At 60.1% G+C, this 21,078-nt stretch carries 20 protein-coding genes and 1 tRNA gene; 14 read left to right on the top strand and 7 right to left on the bottom strand.

Annotated elements, in window-relative coordinates; translation table 11 throughout:
- The first annotated feature begins 37 nt into the window (after positions 1 to 37).
- The 7 genes from gloA (at position 38) to OP500_RS05990 (ending at position 6,283) form a co-directional block, all read left to right on the top strand.
- Positions 38 to 454: a lactoylglutathione lyase gene (gloA, locus tag OP500_RS06020; protein WP_238748177.1), complete on the top strand. Its 417-nt coding sequence runs from the start codon at positions 38 to 40 to the stop codon at positions 452 to 454.
- 112 nt (positions 455 to 566) lie between these two features.
- A complete protein-coding gene (metX, locus tag OP500_RS06015) occupies positions 567 to 1,691 on the top strand; it encodes a homoserine O-succinyltransferase MetX (protein WP_238748176.1) in 1,125 nt (374 codons plus the stop codon).
- A gap of 3 nt (positions 1,692 to 1,694) precedes the next feature.
- A complete protein-coding gene (locus tag OP500_RS06010; protein WP_238748175.1) occupies positions 1,695 to 2,060 on the top strand; it encodes a hypothetical protein in 366 nt (121 codons plus the stop codon).
- Complete coding sequence (gene metW / locus OP500_RS06005; protein ID WP_238748174.1) at positions 2,057 to 2,638, top strand: methionine biosynthesis protein MetW; 582 nt, start codon at positions 2,057 to 2,059, stop codon at positions 2,636 to 2,638. The genes OP500_RS06010 and metW overlap by 4 nt, the downstream gene beginning before the upstream one ends.
- A 34-nt stretch (positions 2,639 to 2,672) precedes the next feature.
- Complete coding sequence (locus OP500_RS06000) at positions 2,673 to 3,599, top strand: Abi family protein (protein ID WP_274070530.1); 927 nt, start codon at positions 2,673 to 2,675, stop codon at positions 3,597 to 3,599.
- Between the two features lie 322 nt (positions 3,600 to 3,921).
- Complete coding sequence (locus OP500_RS05995; RefSeq protein WP_274070485.1) at positions 3,922 to 4,668, top strand: glutathione peroxidase; 747 nt, start codon at positions 3,922 to 3,924, stop codon at positions 4,666 to 4,668.
- 187 nt (positions 4,669 to 4,855) lie between these two features.
- Positions 4,856 to 6,283, top strand: a complete 1,428-nt coding sequence (locus OP500_RS05990; RefSeq protein ID WP_274070529.1) for a dihydrolipoyl dehydrogenase — start codon at positions 4,856 to 4,858, stop codon at positions 6,281 to 6,283.
- 290 nt (positions 6,284 to 6,573) lie between these two features.
- On the opposite strand, the gene thrS is transcribed toward OP500_RS05990, so the two are convergent.
- Positions 6,574 to 8,478 carry a threonine--tRNA ligase gene (thrS, locus tag OP500_RS05985; protein WP_274070484.1) on the bottom strand — a complete coding sequence of 635 codons (1,905 nt, stop codon included), beginning with the start codon at positions 8,476 to 8,478 and terminating at the stop codon, positions 6,574 to 6,576.
- A 122-nt stretch (positions 8,479 to 8,600) separates the two neighbouring features.
- Positions 8,601 to 8,677: transfer RNA gene (locus OP500_RS05980), tRNA-Val, on the bottom strand.
- 238 nt (positions 8,678 to 8,915) lie between these two features.
- Here OP500_RS05980 and pnp point away from each other — a divergent pair.
- A complete protein-coding gene (gene pnp / locus OP500_RS05975) occupies positions 8,916 to 11,033 on the top strand; it encodes a polyribonucleotide nucleotidyltransferase (protein ID WP_274070483.1) in 2,118 nt (705 codons plus the stop codon).
- 200 nt (positions 11,034 to 11,233) lie between these two features.
- Here pnp and OP500_RS05970 read toward each other — a convergent pair whose 3' ends face one another.
- Positions 11,234 to 11,845: a glutathione S-transferase N-terminal domain-containing protein gene (locus OP500_RS05970; RefSeq protein ID WP_274070482.1), complete on the bottom strand. Its 612-nt coding sequence runs from the start codon at positions 11,843 to 11,845 to the stop codon at positions 11,234 to 11,236.
- 57 nt (positions 11,846 to 11,902) lie between these two features.
- A complete protein-coding gene (locus OP500_RS05965; protein WP_238748169.1) occupies positions 11,903 to 12,253 on the bottom strand; it encodes a VOC family protein in 351 nt (116 codons plus the stop codon).
- A 124-nt stretch (positions 12,254 to 12,377) separates the two neighbouring features.
- Here OP500_RS05965 and OP500_RS05960 point away from each other — a divergent pair, with 124 nt between their 5' ends.
- The 3 genes from OP500_RS05960 (at position 12,378) to OP500_RS05950 (ending at position 15,048) form a co-directional block, all read left to right on the top strand.
- A complete protein-coding gene (locus OP500_RS05960; protein WP_238748168.1) occupies positions 12,378 to 12,866 on the top strand; it encodes a GAF domain-containing protein in 489 nt (162 codons plus the stop codon).
- Positions 12,867 to 12,928: 62 nt separating this feature from the next.
- Positions 12,929 to 13,525 carry a hypothetical protein gene (locus OP500_RS05955; RefSeq protein WP_238748167.1) on the top strand — a complete coding sequence of 199 codons (597 nt, stop codon included), beginning with the start codon at positions 12,929 to 12,931 and terminating at the stop codon, positions 13,523 to 13,525.
- Positions 13,526 to 13,683: 158 nt separating this feature from the next.
- Entirely contained in the window at positions 13,684 to 15,048 is a 1,365-nt protein-coding gene (locus OP500_RS05950) for a murein hydrolase activator EnvC family protein (protein WP_274070481.1), read from the top strand.
- A gap of 224 nt (positions 15,049 to 15,272) precedes the next feature.
- Here OP500_RS05950 and OP500_RS05945 read toward each other — a convergent pair whose 3' ends face one another.
- Complete coding sequence (locus OP500_RS05945; RefSeq protein WP_274070480.1) at positions 15,273 to 15,776, bottom strand: cytochrome b; 504 nt, start codon at positions 15,774 to 15,776, stop codon at positions 15,273 to 15,275.
- 186 nt (positions 15,777 to 15,962) lie between these two features.
- Positions 15,963 to 16,631: a DedA family protein gene (locus tag OP500_RS05940; protein WP_238748270.1), complete on the bottom strand. Its 669-nt coding sequence runs from the start codon at positions 16,629 to 16,631 to the stop codon at positions 15,963 to 15,965.
- A gap of 148 nt (positions 16,632 to 16,779) precedes the next feature.
- On the opposite strand from OP500_RS05940, the gene ygfZ reads away from it, so the two are divergent.
- The 3 genes from ygfZ (at position 16,780) to cls (ending at position 19,791) form a co-directional block, all read left to right on the top strand.
- Entirely contained in the window at positions 16,780 to 17,622 is an 843-nt protein-coding gene (gene ygfZ / locus OP500_RS05935; protein WP_274070479.1) for a CAF17-like 4Fe-4S cluster assembly/insertion protein YgfZ, read from the top strand.
- Between the two features lies 1 nt (position 17,623).
- Entirely contained in the window at positions 17,624 to 18,139 is a 516-nt protein-coding gene (locus tag OP500_RS05930; RefSeq protein ID WP_274070478.1) for a DUF4442 domain-containing protein, read from the top strand.
- Positions 18,140 to 18,321: 182 nt separating this feature from the next.
- Positions 18,322 to 19,791, top strand: a complete 1,470-nt coding sequence (gene cls / locus OP500_RS05925; RefSeq protein WP_274070477.1) for a cardiolipin synthase — start codon at positions 18,322 to 18,324, stop codon at positions 19,789 to 19,791.
- 294 nt (positions 19,792 to 20,085) lie between these two features.
- On the opposite strand, the gene OP500_RS05920 is transcribed toward cls, so the two are convergent.
- Positions 20,086 to 20,898 carry an autotransporter domain-containing protein gene (locus OP500_RS05920; RefSeq protein WP_274070476.1) on the bottom strand — a complete coding sequence of 271 codons (813 nt, stop codon included), beginning with the start codon at positions 20,896 to 20,898 and terminating at the stop codon, positions 20,086 to 20,088.
- Positions 20,899 to 21,078 lie beyond the last annotated feature (180 nt).

The following is a 21,078-nucleotide window of genomic DNA, read 5'->3' as shown; positions in this document are numbered from 1 at the left end:
TGCCCACACCCCAAACCACAACCACAAGGAACCCACCATGCGCCTACTCCACACCATGCTGCGCGTCGGCAATCTCGAACGCTCGCTGGCCTTTTACACCGAAGTGCTGGGCATGAAACTGCTGCGCCGCAAAGACTACCCCGAAGGCCGCTTCACGCTAGCCTTTGTCGGTTACGGCGAAGAACACGACAGCACCGTGCTCGAACTCACCCATAACTGGGACACCGACGGCTACGATTTGGGCAGCGCCTACGGCCACATCGCCATCGAAACCGACAACGCCGCCGCAGCCTGCGATGCCGTGCGCGCCAAAGGCGGCAAAGTGGTGCGCGAAGCCGCGCCGATGAAGCACGGCAGCACGGTAATCGCCTTTGTCGAAGACCCCGACGGCTACAAAATCGAATTTATCGAAAAAGCCAGCGGCAGCGACAGCTACGCACCCAAAGCAGCCTGAAACGCTGCAAAGTGCTAAAATCGCGCCCTTTGCCGCTTTCAGGCTGCCCAACGGCGCCTGTGCCGACAGCGGCAGCCTGAAAACCACCCCATCCGTTTTGCCCGCCTTTGCCATGTCCGTTACCAGCACCACCATCGTCCGCCCGCAGCTGATTTCCTTTGACGAGCCTTTTGCCCTGCAAAACGGCCGCTCGCTGCCGCGCTTCGATCTGATGGTGGAAACCTACGGCAGCCTGAATGCCGACAAAAGCAATGCGGTACTGATCTGCCACGCGCTCTCCGGCAACCACCACGTTGCCGGCCGCCACCACGCCGACGACAAACACCCGGGCTGGTGGGACAATATGGTCGGTGCGGGCAAGCCCATCGACACCGACCGCTTTTTCGTCGTCGCCCTCAACAATCTGGGCGGCTGCGACGGCAGCAGCGGTCCCGCTTCGGCCAATCCCGAAACCGGCGAAGCCTACGGCGCCGATTTCCCGCTGGTTACGGTGTCCGACTGGGTGCGCTCGCAGGCGCGGCTGGCGGATTATTTCGGCATCGGCCAATGGGCGGCGGTGGTCGGCGGCAGCCTTGGCGGCATGCAGGCGCTGCAATGGAGCATCGAGTTTCCCGAGCGCCTGCGCCACGCGCTGGTTATCGCCTCCGCGCCGCGCCTGAGCACGCAGAACATCGCTTTTAACGACGTCGCCCGCCAGGCCATCATTACCGACCCCGATTTTCACGGCGGCCACTACGCCCGCCACCAAACCAAACCGCGCCGCGGCCTGCGTATCGCCCGTATGATGGGGCACATCACCTATCTGGCCGAACACGGCCTGGGCGCCAAGTTCGGCCGCAGTCTGCACGAAAACCGCTACCGCTACGACTACGGCGTCGATTTTGAAGTCGAAAGCTATCTGCGCTATCAGGGCGACAAGTTCTCCGAGCGTTTCGACGCCGATACCTATCTGCTGATGACCAAAGCGCTCGACTATTTCGACCCCGCCGCCGCGGCCGGCAACGATTTGCGCGCCGCGCTGCGTAAAGTTCAGGCTGCCTTTTTCGTTGCCAGCTTCAGCAGCGACTGGCGCTTCTCGCCCGAGCGCTCGCGCGAACTGGTGCGCGCGCTGGTGGCCGAGCGCAAAAGCGTGTGCTACGCCGAAATCCAGTCCACCCACGGCCACGACGCCTTTCTGATGGAAGACGCCGACTACATCGCCGCCGTGCGCACCTATATGGCCAATATCGCGGTGTAAACCATGAAACAGACCCTTGCCGGCATCGCCGCCATCATCCTTATCGCCCTGGCCTACACCTACATGCCGCTTGAATGGCGCCGCCACAAAGACATCGAATTGGGCGAGCGCATCAATGCCAATATCGAGCGCTACCGCCAAGAGCACGGCCGCCTGCCCGACCAGAACGACACCGCCGGCCTCAAAGCACTCGGTTTTCTGCACACCAAAGCCCAAGGCTGGCAGCCCAACTACCGCCCCGACGGCCGCGGCGGCTACCGCCTGATCTACGACGACGGCTACGACCCGCCCTATCTGCTGTGGGATTCGCAGGAACAACAATGGCATCTTGAGCAAAGCAGCCTGAAAACCACCCAAGAGCAGCAATGAAACTACGCGACGACTTACAACTGATTTACGACTGGATCCCCGCTGGCTCGCACGTACTCGATTTGGGCTGCGGCGACGGCGAACTGCTGGCCGCGCTGATGCGCCACAAAAACTGCAGCGGCTACGGCATCGAAATCGACCCCGCCGGCGTTCAGGCTGCCATCGGCCGCGGCGTCAACGTGATACAGGCCGATTTGGAGCAGGGTCTTTCCGCCTTCGACGACCACAGTTTCGACCTCATCGTCTTAAGCCAGACCATCCAGGCGATGCAGAACACCGAAACCATCCTGCGCGACCTGACCCGCATCGCCGGGCAGGCGATTGTAAGCTTTCCCAATTTCGGCTACTGGAAAAACCGCCTGCAAATCGCGCTGGGCGGCCATATGCCCGTGTCCGAGCGCATGCCCTACCAATGGTACAACACCCCCAACATCCACTGGTGCACCCTGCAGGACTTCGACGCGCTGTGCGCCAAAAACCGCATCCGCGTGCTCGAGCGCGCGGTAATGACCGCCGGCCGCCGCGTCAGCATCCTGCCCAATCTGTTGGGCAGTCTGGCGTTTTACCGCGTCGGCTAAAGCGTTTCTCCCACTATTACAAGTTGAATTGATGATGGAAAAGGATTACCTGAAAACGCCGAAAGTGTGGAAATCGTATGAGGAGCAACTGGAGATTCTAAAAAGCCGGGGATTGCAAATTGGCGACGAGAAAAAAGCTCTGGCGTATTTAAGAACGATAGGATACTACCGGTTAAGCGGTTATCTTTATCCGTTTCGCCAATTTGATCCCCAAAACCCGCAAAATCGGTTAGACAACTTCATACCCGACAGCAGTTTTGAAGATGTCAAAAAACTATACATGTTTGACAAGCGGTTGTGGCAATTGGCATTGGATGCTTTAGAACGGATTGAAATTGCACTGAGAGTCAATATTGCATACACTTTGGGCAAATATTGCCCGTTAGCTCATAAGAATGTCCAACATTTTGACTCCTGCTTTAACCATGCAGAATGGTTGGAAAGATACGACAACCTGGTAAATCGAGAAAAAGAAACCAGCTTTGTCAAACATCATCTGGAACATTATCCTGATTTGCCCATATGGGTGGCCTGTGAAGTATGGGATTTCGGTACGATGTCCATGCTTTATAAAGGCATGAAAAAAGAAGATAAGAATCGAATTGCTAGGTTTTATCGTCTCCAAGACGGCCGCCATCTGCAAACTCACCTGCACGCTTTCAATATCATCCGAAATATATCAGCGCACCACAGCCGCTTATGGAATCGGGACATTACCATTAAAGCCAGTTTGAAAGGTTTGGGCGATGAAGAATGGAAAATTCTGCCTGTAGGCCGCTCGTTTGTTTATTTTTGTCTGATGAAACGAATGCTGGATATTATTTGCCCCGAATCTCAATGGGGTGAGAGATTTTTATCATTGCTGGCCGACTTCCCATCCGTTGAGAATTCAGCAATATCCCTTGAACAGATGGGCGTGACCACCACCCCCAAAAATTGGCGGTTGTGGCACAGAAGATAGGCAAAAGAAAGCCCCCAGCCTTGTCGATCCAACCACATCGGGTTGGCAAAGCCGGGGGAGTTGTTGGCAGTAATTATACCGAAAAGCCAAATTAAGGCAAAAATTTTACATTCAAGCTTGAATTGGAACATGCCTTTAATATTTTTCAGGCTGCCGGCAAAGCCTTGAAATCCCGCCGACAGGCGCGCCGGCAAAGGCCGCGCCGCCGCCCGATAATTTTCACTATCGCGCCATAAATAGAATAAATTGTCATTTGTCGGCGACTGTCCTTATAATCCGCCCCGTCAATAAGTTTCCCAACCCAAACACGGAGTTTTCAGATATGTCAGTCAACATCAAAACCGAACAAGAACTGGTAGGCCAAAACGTTCCTGCCGTCGTATTCCACACCCGCCAGGGCGATGCCTGGGTGGACGTTTCCACCGACGATTTGTTCAAAGGCAAAAAAGTCGTAGTCTTCTCCCTGCCCGGTGCCTTCACCCCCACCTGCTCTTCCACCCACCTGCCCCGCTACAACGAACTGGCCAAACAGTTCTTCGCCCGCGGCATCGACAGCATCCTGTGCGTATCGGTAAACGACACCTTCGTAATGAACGCCTGGCTGGAAGACCAGGAAGCCGAAAACATCACCGTGGTACCCGACGGCAACGGCGAATTCACCCGCGGCATGGGCATGCTGGTAGGTAAAGAAGGCCTGGGCTTCGGTGATCGTTCTTGGCGCTACTCCATGCTGGTGAACGACGGCAAAATCGAAAAAATGTTCATCGAGCCGGTTAAAGAAGGCGACCCCTTTGAAGTATCCGACGCCGACACCATGATCAAATACATCGATCCGAACTGGAAAGACCAGGATTCCATCACCCTGTTCACCAAACCCGGCTGCCCCTTCTGCGCCAAAGCCAAAGCCCTGCTGAAAGAAAAAGGCCTGAGCTACGAAGAAATCGTTTTGGGCAAAGACGCCACCGTTACTTCCGTGCGCGCCATCACCGGCAAAACCGCCGTACCGCAGGTTTTCATCGGCGGCAAACACATCGGCGGCAGCGACGAATTGGCCGCTTACCTGAAATAATCATTCGGGTTGAACATCTCTAGGGCGGAAGGGTTTTCTCCTCCTTTTCCCGGCCGCCCCCTGAATAGCCTGCGGGTTATTCAGGCAGCTTTCCTTTCGCAGGCAGGCTGCCTGAATAACTCGTTAATTTTAGTCCGACTCCGCCGTAACCCGCGGCGGCTTTTTCACAGAAAGAGAAGAGAGCATGATGAAACAGATCCAAGCAGACGTACTGGTTATCGGCGGCGGCACCGCCGGCATGGGCGCCTTCCGCCACGCCCGCCAATTCACCGACAAGGTTTATCTGGTTGAGAGCACCGTTTTCGGCACCACCTGCGCCCGCGTCGGCTGCATGCCCTCCAAACTGCTGATCGCCGCCGCCGAAGCCCGCCACCACGCCCTGCACACCGCCCCTTTCGGCATCCATCTCGATACCGCCAGCGTGCGCACCGACGGCCGCGAAGTGATGGCGCGGGTCAAAGCCGAGCGCGACCGTTTCGTCGGTTTCGTGCTGGAAGATGTCGAAGCCTGGCCGGCCGAGCGCCGCATTATGGGCGAAGCCAAATTTATCGACGAGCACACCGTCGAAGTCGGCGGCCACACCCGCATCAGTGCCGAGCGCATCGTGATTGCCACCGGCTCGCGCCCGCTGATTCTGCCGCAGTGGCAGCCTTTGGGCGACCGTCTGATTGTCAATGACGACGTTTTCTCCTGGGACGATCTGCCCGAAAGCGTTGCCGTGTTCGGCCCCGGCGTGATCGGTCTCGAACTCGGACAGGCGCTGTCGCAGCTGGGTGTTAAAGTCGAAATCTTCGGCGTCAGCGGCAATCTGGCCGGCTTGGCCGATCCGGTTGTCCGCCGCGAAGCCGTTGCCAGCTTCAGCCAGGAGCTGACCCTGCATCTGGACAGCCGCACCCAGGTTTCGCTCGATGAAAACGGCAAAGTGGTGGTGGACTGGGAAGAAAACGGCCAAAGCGGCCGCTTTGTTGCCGACTACGCGCTGGCTGCCGCCGGCCGCGTGCCCAATACCGACAACATCGGCCTGGAAAACCTGAATATCGTTACCGACGCGCGCGGCGTGCCGGTGGCCGACCCGCACACCATGCAGACCAGCATTCCGCACATCTTTATCGCCGGCGATGCTTCCAACCAGCTGCCCCTGCTGCACGAAGCCAGCGACCAGGGCAAAATCGCCGGCGACAATGCCGGCCGCTACCCCGACGTGCGCCCCGGCCTGCGCCGCAGCCCCATCGGCGTGGTCTTCACCGACCCGCAGATAGCCAGCGCCGGCGAGCGCTACACCGCCCTGCAGCAGCGCTACGGCGAGCGCTTTGACAGCGCCGTCGCCATCGGCGAAGTTTCCTTCAAAAACCAAGGCCGCAGCCGCGTGATGCTGAAAAACCAGGGTCATTTGCGCGTTTATGCCGAACAAGGCAGCGGCCGCCTGCTCGGCGCCGAAATGTTCGGCCCCGCCGCCGAACACATCGCCCACCTGCTCGCCTGGTCGCACCAGCAGGGGCTGACCGTGGCGCAGATGCTCGACATGCCCTTCTACCACCCCGTCGTCGAAGAAGGCCTGCGCACCGCCCTGCGCGACGTGCAGTCCAAGCTGCGCTACGACCATCAGGCAGCCTGAAAGCGCTGAGCAGTCAAACTCAAACCAAAAATAAAACGGCACCGCGTTTCCACGGTGCCGTTTTTGCCTTTCAGGCTGCCTGCGCCCTTGCGATTCGCAGCAGACTTACCGCTTTCCCCTACTCCCGCACCCAAGCAGCCTGAAAACACTCCGCCCTTTCAGGCTTCCGTAATAATAAAAAAACGGGCAGTCGTCCGATGGGGGCAGTCTGGTAGGATTCAGGCGAACAGCCTGCGCTACAGCGCTTCAGGCAGCCTAAAAACACTTTTCAGGCTGCCTTAATGCCGTTTTCAGGCTGCTTGCGCCAATTCTTTCTGCAGCAGCTCGACAAACGCTGCCACGCTCATGCTGCCCAGATCTTCGCCTTTGCGGCGTACGGCGACTTGGCCGTTTTCTTTTTCCTTGTCGCCGACGACGACTTGGTAGGGGTAGCGGTATTGGCTGTTGTCGCGGATTTTGTAGCCGATTTTTTCGTTGCGCAAATCCAGTTCGGCGCGCAGGCCGGCGGCTTGCAGTTGGGCGGCGACATCGCGGCAGTAGTCGGCCTGTTTTTCGGTGATGTTCATCACCACCATCTGCACGGGGGCGAGCCACAGCGGGAAGGAGCCGGCGTGCTCTTCGATCAGGATGCCGATAAAGCGTTCCATCGAGCCCAAAATCGCGCGGTGCAGCATTACGGGGCGGGCGCGGCCGTTGTCTTCGGTTACGTATTCGGCGCCGAGGCGTTCGGGCAGCACAAAATCAAGCTGGATGGTGCCGCACTGCCAGGAGCGGCCGAGTGCGTCTTTGATGTGGTATTCGACTTTGGGGCCGTAGAAGGCGCCTTCGCCGGGCAGCTCTTCCCATTGGATGCCGCAGGCAGTGAGCGCGTCGCGCAGGCCTTGTTCGGCTTTGTCCCAGATTTCGTCGGAGCCGGCGCGTTTTTCGGGGCGCAGCGAGAGTTTGACGCTGACGTTTTCAAAACCGAACTGTTTATAGATTTTCATCACCAGCTGGTTGAAGTCGCGGGCTTCGGCGGTAATCTGCTCTTCGGTGCAGAAGATGTGGGCGTCGTCCTGAACGAAGCCGCGCACGCGCATCAGGCCGTGCAGGGCGCCGGAAGGTTCGTTGCGGTGGCAGGAGCCGAATTCGGCCAGGCGCATGGGCAGATCGCGGTAGGAGCGCAGGCCGTGGTTGAAGATTTGCACGTGGCCAGGGCAGTTCATCGGTTTGACGGCGTATTCGCGCTTTTCCGACTGGGTGGTGAACATATTGTCTTTATAGTTTTCCCAGTGGCCGGATTTTTCCCAGAAGGTTTTGTCGAGAATCTGCGGGGTTTTGACTTCACGGTAGCCGGCGGCGTCGAGCTCGCGGCGCATGTGCTGCTCGATAATCTGCCACAGCGTCCAGCCGCGCGGGTGCCAGAACACCATGCCGGGGGCTTCGTCTTGCAGGTGGAACAGGTCTAATTGCTTGCCGAGTTTGCGGTGGTCGCGTTTTTCGGCTTCTTCGATGCGCTGGATGTAGGCGGCCAGCTCTTCTTTGCTCGCCCAGGCGGTGCCGTAGATGCGTTGCAGCATTTCGTTGTTGCTGTCGCCGCGCCAGTAGGCACCCGCCAGCTTGGTGAGCTTGAAGTTTTTCAGGAAACGGGTGTTGGGCACGTGCGGGCCGCGGCACATATCGACGTATTCCTGATGGTGGTACAGCCCCATTTCCTGCACGTCGGGCATGTCTTCAATCAGGCGCAGCTTGTATTCTTCGCCGCGCTCTTGGAAGGTTTGGATGGTTTGGGCGCGCGGGGTCATCACTTTGATGACGTCGTAGTTTTGGTTGATCAGCTCTTTCATCCGCGCTTCGATGGCGGCGACATCTTCGGGCGTGAAGGGTTTGTCGGTGGCGATATCGTAATAAAAGCCGTCTTCAATCACCGGCCCGATCACCATTTTGGCATCGGGATACAGCTGCTTGACGGCGTGCCCGACCAGGTGGGCGCAGGAGTGGCGGATGATTTCCACGCCTTCGGGGTCTTTGGGGGTGATGATCTGCACGGCGGCGTCTTCGCTGATCGGATCGGAAGCGTCGCGCAGAATGCCGTTTACCCTGCCCGCCACCGTGGCTTTGGCCAGACCCGTGCCGATAGATGCGGCAATCTGGGCAACGGTAACAGGGGCTTCGTATTGGCGGACTGAGCCGTCGGGCAGGGTGATGTTGATCATGGTGTGGCTCCGATAAACGGTGTTTAGGTTTTCAGGCTGCCTGACAGATCACAAGCAGCCTGAAAGCGGTTAGCAAACAAAAAACAGCAAAAGTTCCAGAAACCTCTGCTGTCCAATGAATCTGGTAGGCACGATTGGACTCGAACCAACGACCCCCACCATGTCAAGGTGGTGCTCTAACCAACTGAGCTACGTGCCTGTGTGAAAGCGCGCGATTATACGGGCGCCGCCGCTTTTGGGCAAGCCTTGGCCGCAGCTTTTTTCAGGTTGCCTGCAAAGGGTTTTTGTTTAGGTTTTCGGTCTCAGATATGCTAGAATCCGCCCCGTTTTTCAACCCGCCCGCACGCCCGAAACCCTAACCATGCACATTTCAGGCTGTCGCACAGTGTGCATCATTAGAGTTTTAGCGGCGGGCACTTCCATACAAAGGAATCCGCATGTTTAACAAACACGTTAAAACCTTCCAATACGGCCAGCACACCGTAACCCTCGAAACCGGCGAAATCGCCCGCCAGGCCGCTGCAGCGGTGAAAGTGTCTATGGGCGACACCGTGGTTTTGGTGGCCGTTACCGCCAACAAGGAAGTCAAAGCCGGGCAGGACTTCTTCCCACTGACCGTCGATTATCTCGAGCGCACCTACGCCGCAGGCAAAATCCCCGGCGGCTTTTTCAAGCGCGAAGGCAAGCAGAGCGAAAAAGAAATCCTCACCAGCCGCCTGATCGACCGCCCCATCCGCCCGCTGTTCCCCGAAGGCTTTTATCACGACATCCAAATCGTGGCGATGGTGGTGTCCGTCGATCCCGAAATCGATTCCGACATCCCCGCGATGATCGGCGCGTCCGCCGCGCTGGTGTTGAGCGGCGTGCCCTTTGCCGGCCCCATCGGCGCAGCGCGCGTGGGCTATTTGGACGGCGGCTATGTGCTGAACCCGACCAAAACCCAGCTGGAAAAATCGCAGCTGGATTTGGTGGTGGCCGGCACCGCGCAGGCCGTCTTAATGGTGGAATCCGAAGCCGACATCCTGCCCGAAGACGTGATGCTCGGCGCGGTGGTGTACGGCCACGAGCAGATGCAGGCTGTGATTAAAGCCATCAACGAGCTGGCCGACGAAGTGAACCCCGAAGTGTGGGACTGGAAAGCGCCCGAGCCGAACGCCGAGCTGGTGGCCAAAGTGAAAGAAATCGCCGGCGACACTATCGCCGAAGCCTTCAAAATCCGCTCGAAACAGGCGCGCGGCGCGAAAATCGCCGAAGCGTGGGCTGCGGTTCAGGCTGCCTTAATCAACGAAGACACCGATACCCTCGCCGCCAACGAAATCAAGGGCATTTTCAAACATCTGGAAGCCGACGTTGTCCGCAGCCAAATCCTTAACGGCCAGCCGCGCATCGACGGCCGCGACACCCGCACCGTGCGCCCCATCAATATCCAAACCGGCGTGCTGCCGCGCACCCACGGCTCGGCGCTGTTTACACGCGGCGAAACCCAGGCGCTGGCCGTCGCCACCCTCGGCACATCGCGCGACGAGCAAATCATCGACGCTCTCTCCGGCGAATACACCGACCGCTTTATGCTGCACTACAACTTCCCGCCCTATTCCACCGGCGAATGCGGCCGCATGGGCGCACCCAAACGCCGCGAAATCGGCCATGGCCGCCTGGCCAAACGCGCCTTGTTGGCCGTATTGCCTGAGCCGGAAGAGTTCAGCTACACCATGCGCGTGGTCTCCGAAATTACCGAGTCCAACGGCTCGTCTTCGATGGCTTCCGTCTGCGGCGGCTGTCTGAGTCTGCTCTCTGCCGGTGTACCGCTGAAAGCCCATGTGGCCGGTATCGCCATGGGCCTGATTTTGGAGGGCAACAAATTCGCCGTGCTCACCGACATCCTGGGCGACGAAGACCACCTCGGCGACATGGACTTCAAAGTAGCCGGTACCACCGACGGCGTAACCGCGCTGCAAATGGACATCAAAATCCAAGGCATCACCAAAGAAATCATGCAGATCGCACTGGCACAGGCCAAAGAAGCCCGCCTGCACATTCTCGGCCAGATGAAAGAAGCGGTACAGGGCCCGCAGGAATTGTCGCAACACGCGCCGCGCCTGTTCACCATGAAAATCAACCAGGACAAAATCCGCGACGTGATCGGCAAAGGCGGCGAAACCATCCGTGCGCTGACCGCCGAAACCGGCACCGAAATCAACATCGCCGAAGACGGCACCATCACCATCGCCGCCGTCAGCGCCGATTCGGTGGAAGCGGCGAAAAAACGCATCGAAGAAATCACCGCCGAAGTCGAAGTGGGCAAAGTTTACGACGGCACCGTGGTGAAAATCCTCGACAACAACGTCGGCGCGATCGTTTCCGTCATGCCCGGCAAAGACGGCCTGGTACACATCAGCCAAATCGCCCACGAGCGCGTGAAAGACGTTAATGACTACCTTAAAGTCGGCCAGAGCGTCAAAGTAAAAGCGCTGGAAGTGGACGACCGCGGTCGCGTGCGCCTGTCGATCAAAGCCCTGATCGAAGCGCCCGCGCAGGACAACCCCGCGCAGTAATCCCTGCACCGTAAAAAGCAGCCTGAAAACCGAGTTGTGGTTTTCAGGCTGCTTTTTTGTCTGCGGCAGCAGCCGTTTACCTTTTGACCGTTGCAAAAAGCCTGCAGCAATACAGGCTTTTTTCTCTTTCGTTTACCCCAAAGGCAGCCTGAAAAAGCAGCCTGAAAGGCGGAAAACGGCTTTTCAGGCTGCTTTTCCCGTCAGGCGGCGATGGTGGCGCGGATGGCGGCGATGGTAGCGGGTTTGCGCTCGAGCGCTTCGATGCTGACGGCCTGCACGTCGGCGCGCTGCCGGTATTCGGCAAACGCCGCGCGGCTGGCGGCACTAAGTTGGTCAAACAGCGCGGGATGGCGCAGTTCGGCATAGGAAAAGGCCATGCCCAGCAGATGGTGGGCGAACTCATTGCTGCGCGGATCAAGCGCGGGCGCCTGCTGCAGGCCGCGGACCACGGCTTCGCGAGCACGCGGGATATGCGGGTGTTCGGCCATGCCATCGGGCAGGAATTTGGCCAGCGAATAGGCTTTGACCACCTGGTCGAGCAGCGCCTGCGCATAGCCGGCCAGCGCCGCCTGCTGCGCGTCGTGCAGCGGATGGCTGAACAGGTAGTCGGCAACAAAGGCCGTGCCGCAGATAACGGTACCGTCGTCGGCAAGCAGCGCCGGCACCTGCGAGAGCGGATTGACGGCGGTCAGCTCCGGCGGCGTCGCCCACGGATCGGCGTAAGCCAATGCCAAGCCGTCCATGCCCTGCGAGAGCGCGGTCAGCATAATGGCGCGGGAATACGGGGAAGTGATGCTGGTGTACAGTTTCATTGCCTGCTCCTTGCCTGTTTGAGCAGGAACGTGCCGCGCAGGTAAGCGATCATGGTGTTATCCGATGACTTGTGCCAGGGAAATTCTGTTGCCGTCCGGGTCGTGCAGGTCGCAGCACAGAACGACCTCCCAATCGACAATGTCGCCGGCGGCAATTCCCGCCGTCAGCAAGGCCGCACGGCAGGCGGCAACATCATTCACGCCGATAACGACGGCAGCGGGATGGGCAGCGCCTTCGCTGGCATCCAGTTGCAGCCAGGCATTATCGGCAATGCGCCATTCCGCCATGCCATCCATCGGCACTTCGTCCGGCTCGCCCAGCCAGGCGCCGTACCAAGCCAGTGCGGCGGCATAGTCGGATACTTTAATCACGGAAATCAGGCTGTTTGTGGGAAAGAGCTTTTTCATGTGTTTCTCCATAGGTCGTATTGACGGGTGGGAAAACGGCCATTCTACACGCGCGCGGCGCTTTCCGATAAGGGTGCTTTAGGCGGATAATGGCGGCCTTTTTGTTTTCAGGCTGCCCGATACCATGCACACGTTGAACCTTAGCGGCAACAACAAATCCGAGCGCTATGCCGAGCTGCTGCCGCAAATCGTCGCCCTAATCGCAGGCGAAACCGACCTAACCGCCAATCTTGCCAACACCGCCGCCGTGCTCAAAGAAGCCTTCGGCTGGCTGTGGGTGGGCTTTTATCTGGTGCGCGACAACGATTTGGTGTTGGGGCCGTTCCAAGGGCCGCTGGCCTGCACCCGCATTGCCTACGGCCGCGGCGTGTGCGGACAGGCATGGCAGCAGCGCGCCACGTTGGTGGTAGCCGATGTCAATGCCCATCCCGACCACATCGCCTGCTCCTCGCGCGCGCAGTCGGAAATCGTCGTCCCGCTTACCAACCGTCACGGCAAAGTGTGGGGCGTGCTTGATGCCGATGCCGAAGAGCTTGCGGCTTTCGACGACACCGACGCCGCCGGCCTGCAGCAAATCGCCGCCCTGCTTTCAGGCTGCCTGCCGCCCAAATAGCGCCGGCCGCAGGCAGCCTGAAAATACCGTCTCCCTCCCCCAAGCAAAAAAACCGACTTCCGATGACAAACAACGATTTCAACCCCTACCAAACCCCGCAGGCTGCCGAAGAGCAACTGTTTAACCAACACGAATGCTGGCGCGACGGCAAAACCGTCTATCTGCCGCCCGAGAGCGATCTGCCCCACTGCTGCGTGCGCTGCGGCGAAGCGGCGCAGCCGCCGGCCAGGCCGAGCAAGCTCTACTGGCATTCGCCGCATGTGTATTGGGTGCTGCTGCTGGTATTTATTACCGGCGGACTGGCGCTGCTGCTGTATGCCGTTCTGGCGCTGCTGCTGCGCAAAAAAGTGCTGCTTACGCTGTGCTACTGCCCCAAGCACATCTGGCGCCGCCGCCTGAATCTGGCGCTGGCCATCGTTTTTCTGGTGCTGTTGCTGCTGCCGTTTTTGGTGATATTCTCCGGCGAATACCGCGAAATCAATGCCCTGCTGGTTATCGTGCCTTTGGCGCTGCTTCTGCTGATGGCGCTCTTTAATTCGATTATCCGCATCCGCGCCACCCATATCGACGAAAACCTTGCCTCGATCAAAGGCTTCGGCAAAGGCTTTCTCCAACAGATTCCCGAAGACCCGCTGCGGGCGTCGCAATACCGGCAGTAACCCCGCTTGCCAAGCAGCCTGAAAGCGCCAAACCGGCTTTCAGGCTGCTTTGCTCTGTGCCTTCGGCATACAGGCAGCCTGAAAAATATCCGCCGCCGCTTTTCAGGCTGCCGGCGCCTGCCGTTATAATCGCGGCTTTTCCCGACCAGTCCCCCGCCATGAAAAACCGTTTCCGCCTTCTGCTGCTGGCCGCCGTTTTTGCCTGCACCGCCGCGCATGCCGAAAACGAGAGCGAGCGGCTCGACAGCGTGCAGCAGGCCATCGGCCGTGCCCAGCAGGAGCTGCAGCAGAAAGAAAACGCCCGCCGCCGCGCCGATGCCGCCCTGCAGCGCGCCAAACTGCGCCTGCAGCAGCTCAAACGCGAGCTCGAAGCCATCACCCGCCGCCAAAACGCCGCCTGGAGCAGCCTGCAGAAGCTGCAAACCGATCTCGAAAGCCTGAAAACCGACATCGCCGCCACCAAAGCGCAAGTGGCGCGCCTGATCAACGGCAACTACCGCAACCGCCAAAGCCACGCCCTCGTGCTGTTTCTGAAAAACGCCGATGCCGCGCAAAAAAGCCGTTTTCTGCGCTACAGCCGCCATATCAGCCAGGCCAACGACAAAGTGCTGCAGCGGCTGGCCGAACAGCAGCGCGAATTAAACCGCCAAGAAACGGCGGTCAATGCCGAGCTGGCGCGTCTGGAAAAACTGGCCGCCGCCAGCCGCAGCAAACTCAAACAACTCGGCCAGGAAGAAAGCAAAGCCCAAAGCGACAGCCGCCGCCTGAGCGCCGACATCGACAAACAAAACCGCCGCCTGGCCGGCCTGCGCCAAGACGAAAAACGGCTCAACCAAATCGTCGCCCAAATTGCCGCCCGCGAAGCCGCCCAGCGCAAAGCCGAAGCCGCCCAGCGGGAAAAAGCCGCCCGCGCCAAAGCCGAGCAGGCAGCAAAAAAACCTGCCGCCAAAACCCCGCCGCCGGCAGCCAAAAACCCAGCCGGCAGCCAAAACGCCGGCAAGCGCGACCAACAGCGCGAACGCTCGACGCTGACCGCCGAAGATTTGGCGCTGGATGAAAACAGCGCCCACACCGAACCGTCCCGCGACAACACCACGTCCGACCAAGCCCGCCCCGCCGCCAAAGCCCCCGAAGGCAGCGGCTTCGGCCGCAAACAAGGCGCCCTGCTGCGGCCGGTATCCGCCGGCGTCAGCGGCCGCTTCGGCAGCGCCCGCCCCAGCGGCGGCGTCTGGCGCGGACTGTTTTTCGCCGCCGACCACGCCGTCGTGCGCAGCGTCGCCGCCGGCCGCGTCGAATACGCCGCCGACCTGCGCGGCTACGGCAACACCGTCATCATCAGCCACGGCGACGGCTACCTTTCGGTTTACGGCGGACTCTCGTCGCTGGCCGTCGGCAACGGCAGCAGCGTCGCCGCCGGCCAAAGCATCGGCAGCAGCGGCACCCTGCCCAGCGGCGAACAGGGCCTGTATTTCGAACTGCGCTACCGCGGCCGCACCATCAACCCGCAGTCCTGGCTGCGCTAAACGGCAGCCTGAAAACGCCGTCTGCCCAAACAAAAAGCAGCCTGAAAGCCGGTTTGCCGCTTTCAGGCTGCATCAGCGCAGGCTAAATGGGCGGTAGGGTGCGCACCGCGCACCGTTTGGCAGATACGGCGGGCAACGCTTTCAGGCTGCCTGTCTGCCCACCCAAACCAAACGCCCGTTTCAGGCTGCCTGAAACGGGCGTTTTGTTGATTGCAAAAACGGATTTAGCGGCCGGCCATGCGCTGCAGCAGTTTTTCGCCTTTAAGCTGGTGGACAAGCGCCATGGCAATATGGCCGAGGGCGAAAGCCATCAGCAGCCAGCCCAGTTTGCCGTGGGCGGCGTTGCCGAGATTGGACATCCATTCGATTTTCTCTGCCGCCTGCGGCATGGTGAACGGGCCGATTTCCAAAGGATGGCGCGCCGCGCCGTACTGGCGGATCAGGCCGACGGCCGGCACCGCCAGCATCAGCAGATACAGCGCCAGATGGCCGAGTTTGACCACCAGCGAGCCGTGCGGGCGCTTTTTCAGATTGGCCAGCATCCACACCACGCGCAGCAGAATCAGCAGCATCAGCAGCAGGCCGGTGGCTTTGTGGTAGGGCATCAGGTCGAAGTTTTCCTGCGAAAACAGCACCGCGCTGTAGTACATAAATACAAACAGCAGCGCCATCGACCAATGGAAAAAACGGCTCACCGAGCCGTAGCGTTCGAAAGTATCGGGTTTCATGTTTTTGTCTTTATTTAAGTGGTTTGCGAAGGCGCGGAGTATAACGGCTTTGCCGCCGCGCACAAAGAGCAGTTGCTCCAGCGGCGTTTCGGGTTGCTTGGGGGTGCTGGCAGCCTGAAAGCTGGGCGGCATTGACGGGAATAAGGGGGTTGTTGCCTTTTCAGGCTGCCTGTTGCGCCTCGCCCTTTACGCGCGCTTTTTGCGCACAAAGGCGCGGACGATTTCCACCGCCATCGGCAGCACCGATACCACGATAATGCCGATAACCAGCAAGCCGAAATTCTGTTTAACCAGCGGCACGTTGCCGAAGGCGTAGCCCAGATAGGTCAGAAGCAGCACCCACGCCAGCGCGCCGATGATGTTGTAGCGGATAAAGGTGGCGTAGTGCATCCGCCCCATGCCGGCCACAAAGGGGGCGAAGGTGCGCACCACCGGCACGAAGCGGGCGAGGATAATGGTTTTGCCGCCGTATTTTTCGTAAAAGGCGTGGGTTTTTTGCAGGTATTCGGGTTTGAACAGGCGCGAGTTCGGGCGCGAAAACAGCCGCGCGCCGAAGGCTTTGCCGATGGCGAAATTGACGGCGTCGCCCAGTATCGCCGCCGCCAGCAGCAGTGCGGCGATCAGGTGCACATTCAGGCTGCCGCCGGAAGACGCGGCCACCGCACCGGCGGCAAACAGCAGCGAATCGCCGGGCAAAAACGGGGTGAACACCAGCCCGGTTTCGCAAAAAACGATCACAAACAATACGGCGTAAATCCACACGCCGTATTCGCCGGCCAGCGCCGCCAGATGTTGGTCGATGTGCAGCACGATATCAATTAGGGCGGAAAAATACTGGGAAGCGGCACTTATCATTTCAGGCTGCCTGAAGTGGTTGGGGGCGCGCATTTTATCGGCAAAACCGCAGCTTGACCATTTTCAGGCTGCCGGCGCTTGAAAGCGGCGGCAAAAGGCGTTATTTTCCGCCATCACAAATTGTTTCACCGGAAAGGAAACTTTTAACATGTCTGCCAGCACCCTGCCCTTTTTTGCCGTTATCCGCGCTGTCGGCGACGACCGCCACAGCTTTTTGCACGGCCAGTTTTCCAACGACATCAACAACCTTCCCGCCGGTCATGCCTGCTATGCCACCTACAACACCCCCAAAGGCCGCGTGATCGCCAACCTTTTGGCCTACAACGCCGGCGACGAAATCCTGCTGGCGCTGGCCGCCGATCTGGCGGAAACCGTGCTCAAGCGGCTGCGGATGTTTGTAATGCGCGCCAAAGTGCAGTTTGAAATCCTGCCCGACTACGGCGTGGCCGGCCTGCTGCCCGACGGCGCCGCGCCGCTGTTTCCCGCCGAGCCGCAGCACCAGTTTCCCGCGCCCGACGGCCGCGCCCAGCTGCCGCACGGCGGCGTGATGCAGATTGCGCCCGCCGCCGAGCTGCCGCCTTACGACGCCGCCGCCGAAACGCGCTGGCAGCAGCACGAAATCGCCAGCGGCTATCCGTGGATCTGCGCCGCCACCAGCGAAAGCTGCGTCGCCCAGATGCTCAACCAGCACACCATCGGCGGCATCCATTTTCGCAAAGGCTGCTACCCGGGTCAGGAAGTCATCGCCCGCGCCCAATACCGCGGCCAGGTCAAACGCGGGCTGGCGATTGCCGAAAACGCCGCGCCGCAGCAGGCCGGCGGCAAAGTGCTTAAAGACGGCGAAGACGCCGGCAGCGTGCTCAACAGCGCCGGCAGCCTGAACCTGCTGGTAATCAAACATTCGGCTGCCGGCGCCGAACTGGCCGACGAACAAGGTAATCCGTTCACCGCCAGCCATTATTTCTTCGCCACCGGCGAGACGGAAGAATAAGATGCCGCTGCGCCTGATCCGCCGCCGGCGCCAACGCCCCAAAAGCGCACGGCGCACGCAAAGGATGCTCAATTTGTGGCCGCCGCTCTTGTTCAGCGGCATCCGCATCACCCATCTGGCCGACGATTTCACCCGCATCCGCGCCAAGCTCGCCGGCTGGCGCAGCACGCAAAACCTGCACGGCAGCCAGTTTGGCGGCAGCCTGTTTGCCATGACCGACCCGATCTACTCGCTAATGCTCAACGGCATTTTCCACGGCCGCTGCTATGTGTGGGACAAAGCCGCCGAAATCGAGTTCGTCAAACCCGGCCGCGGCGCCGTTTATCTCGACTGCAGCATCAGCCGCGAAGAAATCGCCGCCATCGAAGATGCCATCGCCGGCGGCGGCAAACACCTGCCCGAGTTCACCGTGCGGGTGTACGACGATCACGGCGACACCGTCGCCCTGGTGCGCCGCGTGGTTTATGTGCGCCTGAAAAAAGAACTACGCCCGCCGCCGCAAGAAGAAACGTCCTAAACCCCTTTTCAGGTAGCCTGAAAGCCTTTCAGGCTGCTTTTTTCAGGCTGCTTTTTTCAGGCTGCCTTTTGGCAAACCGGGCAGCCTGAACAGCCACCGTCTATAATCCGTCCTGTCCCAAGCAGCCTGAAAGCCGTTTTCCGCCGCTTTCAGGCTGCTTTTTCATTCACGGAGTATCGCTAATGAACTGGTCGGACATTCTGATTCTCAGCCACTTTGCTTTAACCCTAACCGTCGCCCTGCGCGTGATTTACGCCCGCCGCTCCGGCAGCGCCGCGCTGGCGTGGCTGGCGCTGTTGTTTGCCTTTCCCGTGTTCGGCGTGCTGCTCTACCTTTTAATCGGCGAGCCGCGGCTCGGGCGCGGGCGGGCGGTGCGCCAGGCCGAGCTTCTGGCCTTTCACGACGCCTTTGCCGACCGCTTTATGCCGCCGCAGACCACCGAGCCGGCGGAAAAACGCTTTGCCCAGCTTGCCCATCTGGTACGCACCAGCAGCGGCCATCCGGTTACCGGCGGCAACCGCGTGCGCCTTTTGTCCGATACCGACGAAATCCTGCAGTCCTTTCGCGCCGACATCGACGCCGCGCAGCACTGCTGCCTGATGGCCTTTTACATTATCGACGGCAGCGGCCGCGTCGCCGCCGTGCTCGAAGCGCTGATGCGCGCGGCACAGCGCGGCGTGCGCTGCCAGCTCTTGGCCGATTCGCTGGGCAGCGCCGCCTTTTGGCGCTCCGGCTGGCCGGCACGGCTGCGGCAGGCCGGCGTCGAAGTTACCCCCGCCCTGCCCTTTGCCCTGTGGCGCTCGCTGTGGGTGCGCAGCGATTTGCGCAACCACCGCAAGATTCTGGTTACCGACTACCGCACCGCCTACACCGGCAGCTACAACCTGGTCGATCCGCGCCTGTTCAAGCAAAGCGCCGGCGTCGGCGAATGGGTCGATGCCGTGCTGCGCTGCGAAGGTCCCGCCGCCCAAGAGCTGGCAGCGGTGTTCTACGGCGACTGGGCGGGCGAAACCAACCGCAATCTCGACGAAACCATTACCTATTTGAGCCACTACACCGCCGAAATGCCCGATTTCGCCCCCGCCGCCGGCAGCACCGCCAGCGGCCGCCAGCTGCAGGTGCTGCCCTCCCACCCCGGCGGCGATACCTCGCTGGTTTACGACGTGCTGACCAACGCGCTCAATATCGCCCAAGAAAGCGTACTGATCAGCACCCCCTATTTCGTACCCGACGAAGCCCTGCTCAACACCCTCACCACCACCGCCCGCCGCGGCGTGGACGTTACCCTGATTATGCCGCGCCGCGTTGATTCCCGGCTGGTGCGCTACGCCGCCGCAGCCTACTACCAGCCGCTGCTGGCCGCTGGCGTCAAACTGCGGATGTTCGACGGCGGCCTGCTGCACACCAAAGCCGTGCTGGTGGACGGCCGCTTCGCCCTGTTCGGCACCGTCAATATCGACATGCGCAGCTTCTATCTCAATCTCGAAGTCAGCCTGATGGCCTACGGCAGCGACACCGCCGCCGACATCGCCGCGCTGCTGCAAAGCTATCTGGCGCACAGCGAAGCGCTCGACCCCCAGCGCTGGCAGCAGCGCCGCCCCCTGCGCCGCTTCGCCGAACGCTGCGTACGGCTGGTCAGCCCGTTGTTGTAATTGCCGGCGGCAAGGGCAGCAAAAAGGCGGCCTGAAAATAAACCAACCACCTGAAAAGCAGCCTGAAGCCCAAAGCAGCCTGAAAACCGCAAAATACCCCGTAGGTCGGATTCTCGAATCCGACAGCCGGCCGCAAGGGCGGCATGCGGTAAGAAACGGGAAATGTCGGATACAAGTATCCGACCTACACTCTGCAACGCACTCCCTACACGCCCCCAGGCAGCCGACAAATCGGACGAAGAAAGGCTGCCTGAAATTTCAGGCAGCCTTTGCGTTGCAGACAAGCGCGGCGGTTTAAAAGCGCAGGCCGGCGCGGATGCCGAAGCTGTGCGCGTGGCTGGTGGACGAATCGAAATGGACGCCGGCATGGTCGTAGGCATGGGTTTTGGAATGGTCGTAGCGGTAGTAGGGGCCGAAGGTCAGCGCCAGATTCGGGGTGAATTGTTTCTGCGCGTCCACGCCCAAACTAATGACGTAGCTGCTGTCCTTGTGCGTTTCATCCGGCACATGTGGATAAGCCTGTGACCATTTGGTTTCAGTTCTTTCACGCAGGCTGACCTGCGCTTCGCCCCACGGGGTGATGCTCCAGCCGCCGCCCAAATCCTGCTCGTATTCCACCTGCGCTTTCAGGTATAGGCCGCTTGAATCGTTGTCCACGATATTCGGGGCGTGGACGGTGCGGTGTGCGCGGGCGTTGCTATTGTTGGAAAAGTAACCCAGCCCGCCACCCACGCGCAGGCCGCCCTGCTTGAAGCCGGACGGGGAATACAAATAGCCCGCATATAGGTCGATTTCATCGGTCTTGCCGCCGTCCACTAAGGTTACGCCATTTGCTTTTGCATCATAACTGCGGTGGGCATAGCCCAATTCGGCACGGATGGCGTGCTGCTGCGCCAGCGGGATATCGGCACGGCCGCGCAGAGTAAAGCTATCACGATTGATTTTGCTTTCGCTGATACCGCTTTTTATATTGCTATGTTCGTAGCCGGTGGTAACGGTATATCTCCCGTCTTTAATCGGGTGCAGCGGGGTTTCTTGGGAGTCGGGCGCGGCGGATGCGGCGGCGGCGAAGGAAAGGATGGAAAGGGCGAGTAGGGTTTTCTGCATAATTCGGTCTCCTTGTTTGGAAAATGAACGATGCTGCAAAAGCCCGAAAAAAAGGGCTGCACAGCGGGGGCTGCACAGCGGGGGCTGCACAGCGGGGGCTGCACAGCGGGGGCTGCACAGCGGGGGCTGCACAGCGGGGGCTGCACAGCGGGGGCTGCACAGCGGGGGCTGCACAGCGGG

Source organism: Kingella sp. SNUBH-2017, assembly GCF_028680565.1.
Lineage (GTDB): Bacteria > Pseudomonadota > Gammaproteobacteria > Burkholderiales > Neisseriaceae > Kingella_D > Kingella_D pumchi.
The sequence above is the reverse complement of the archived record's forward strand: the minus strand, read 5'-3'. Positions and strand labels throughout refer to the sequence as shown.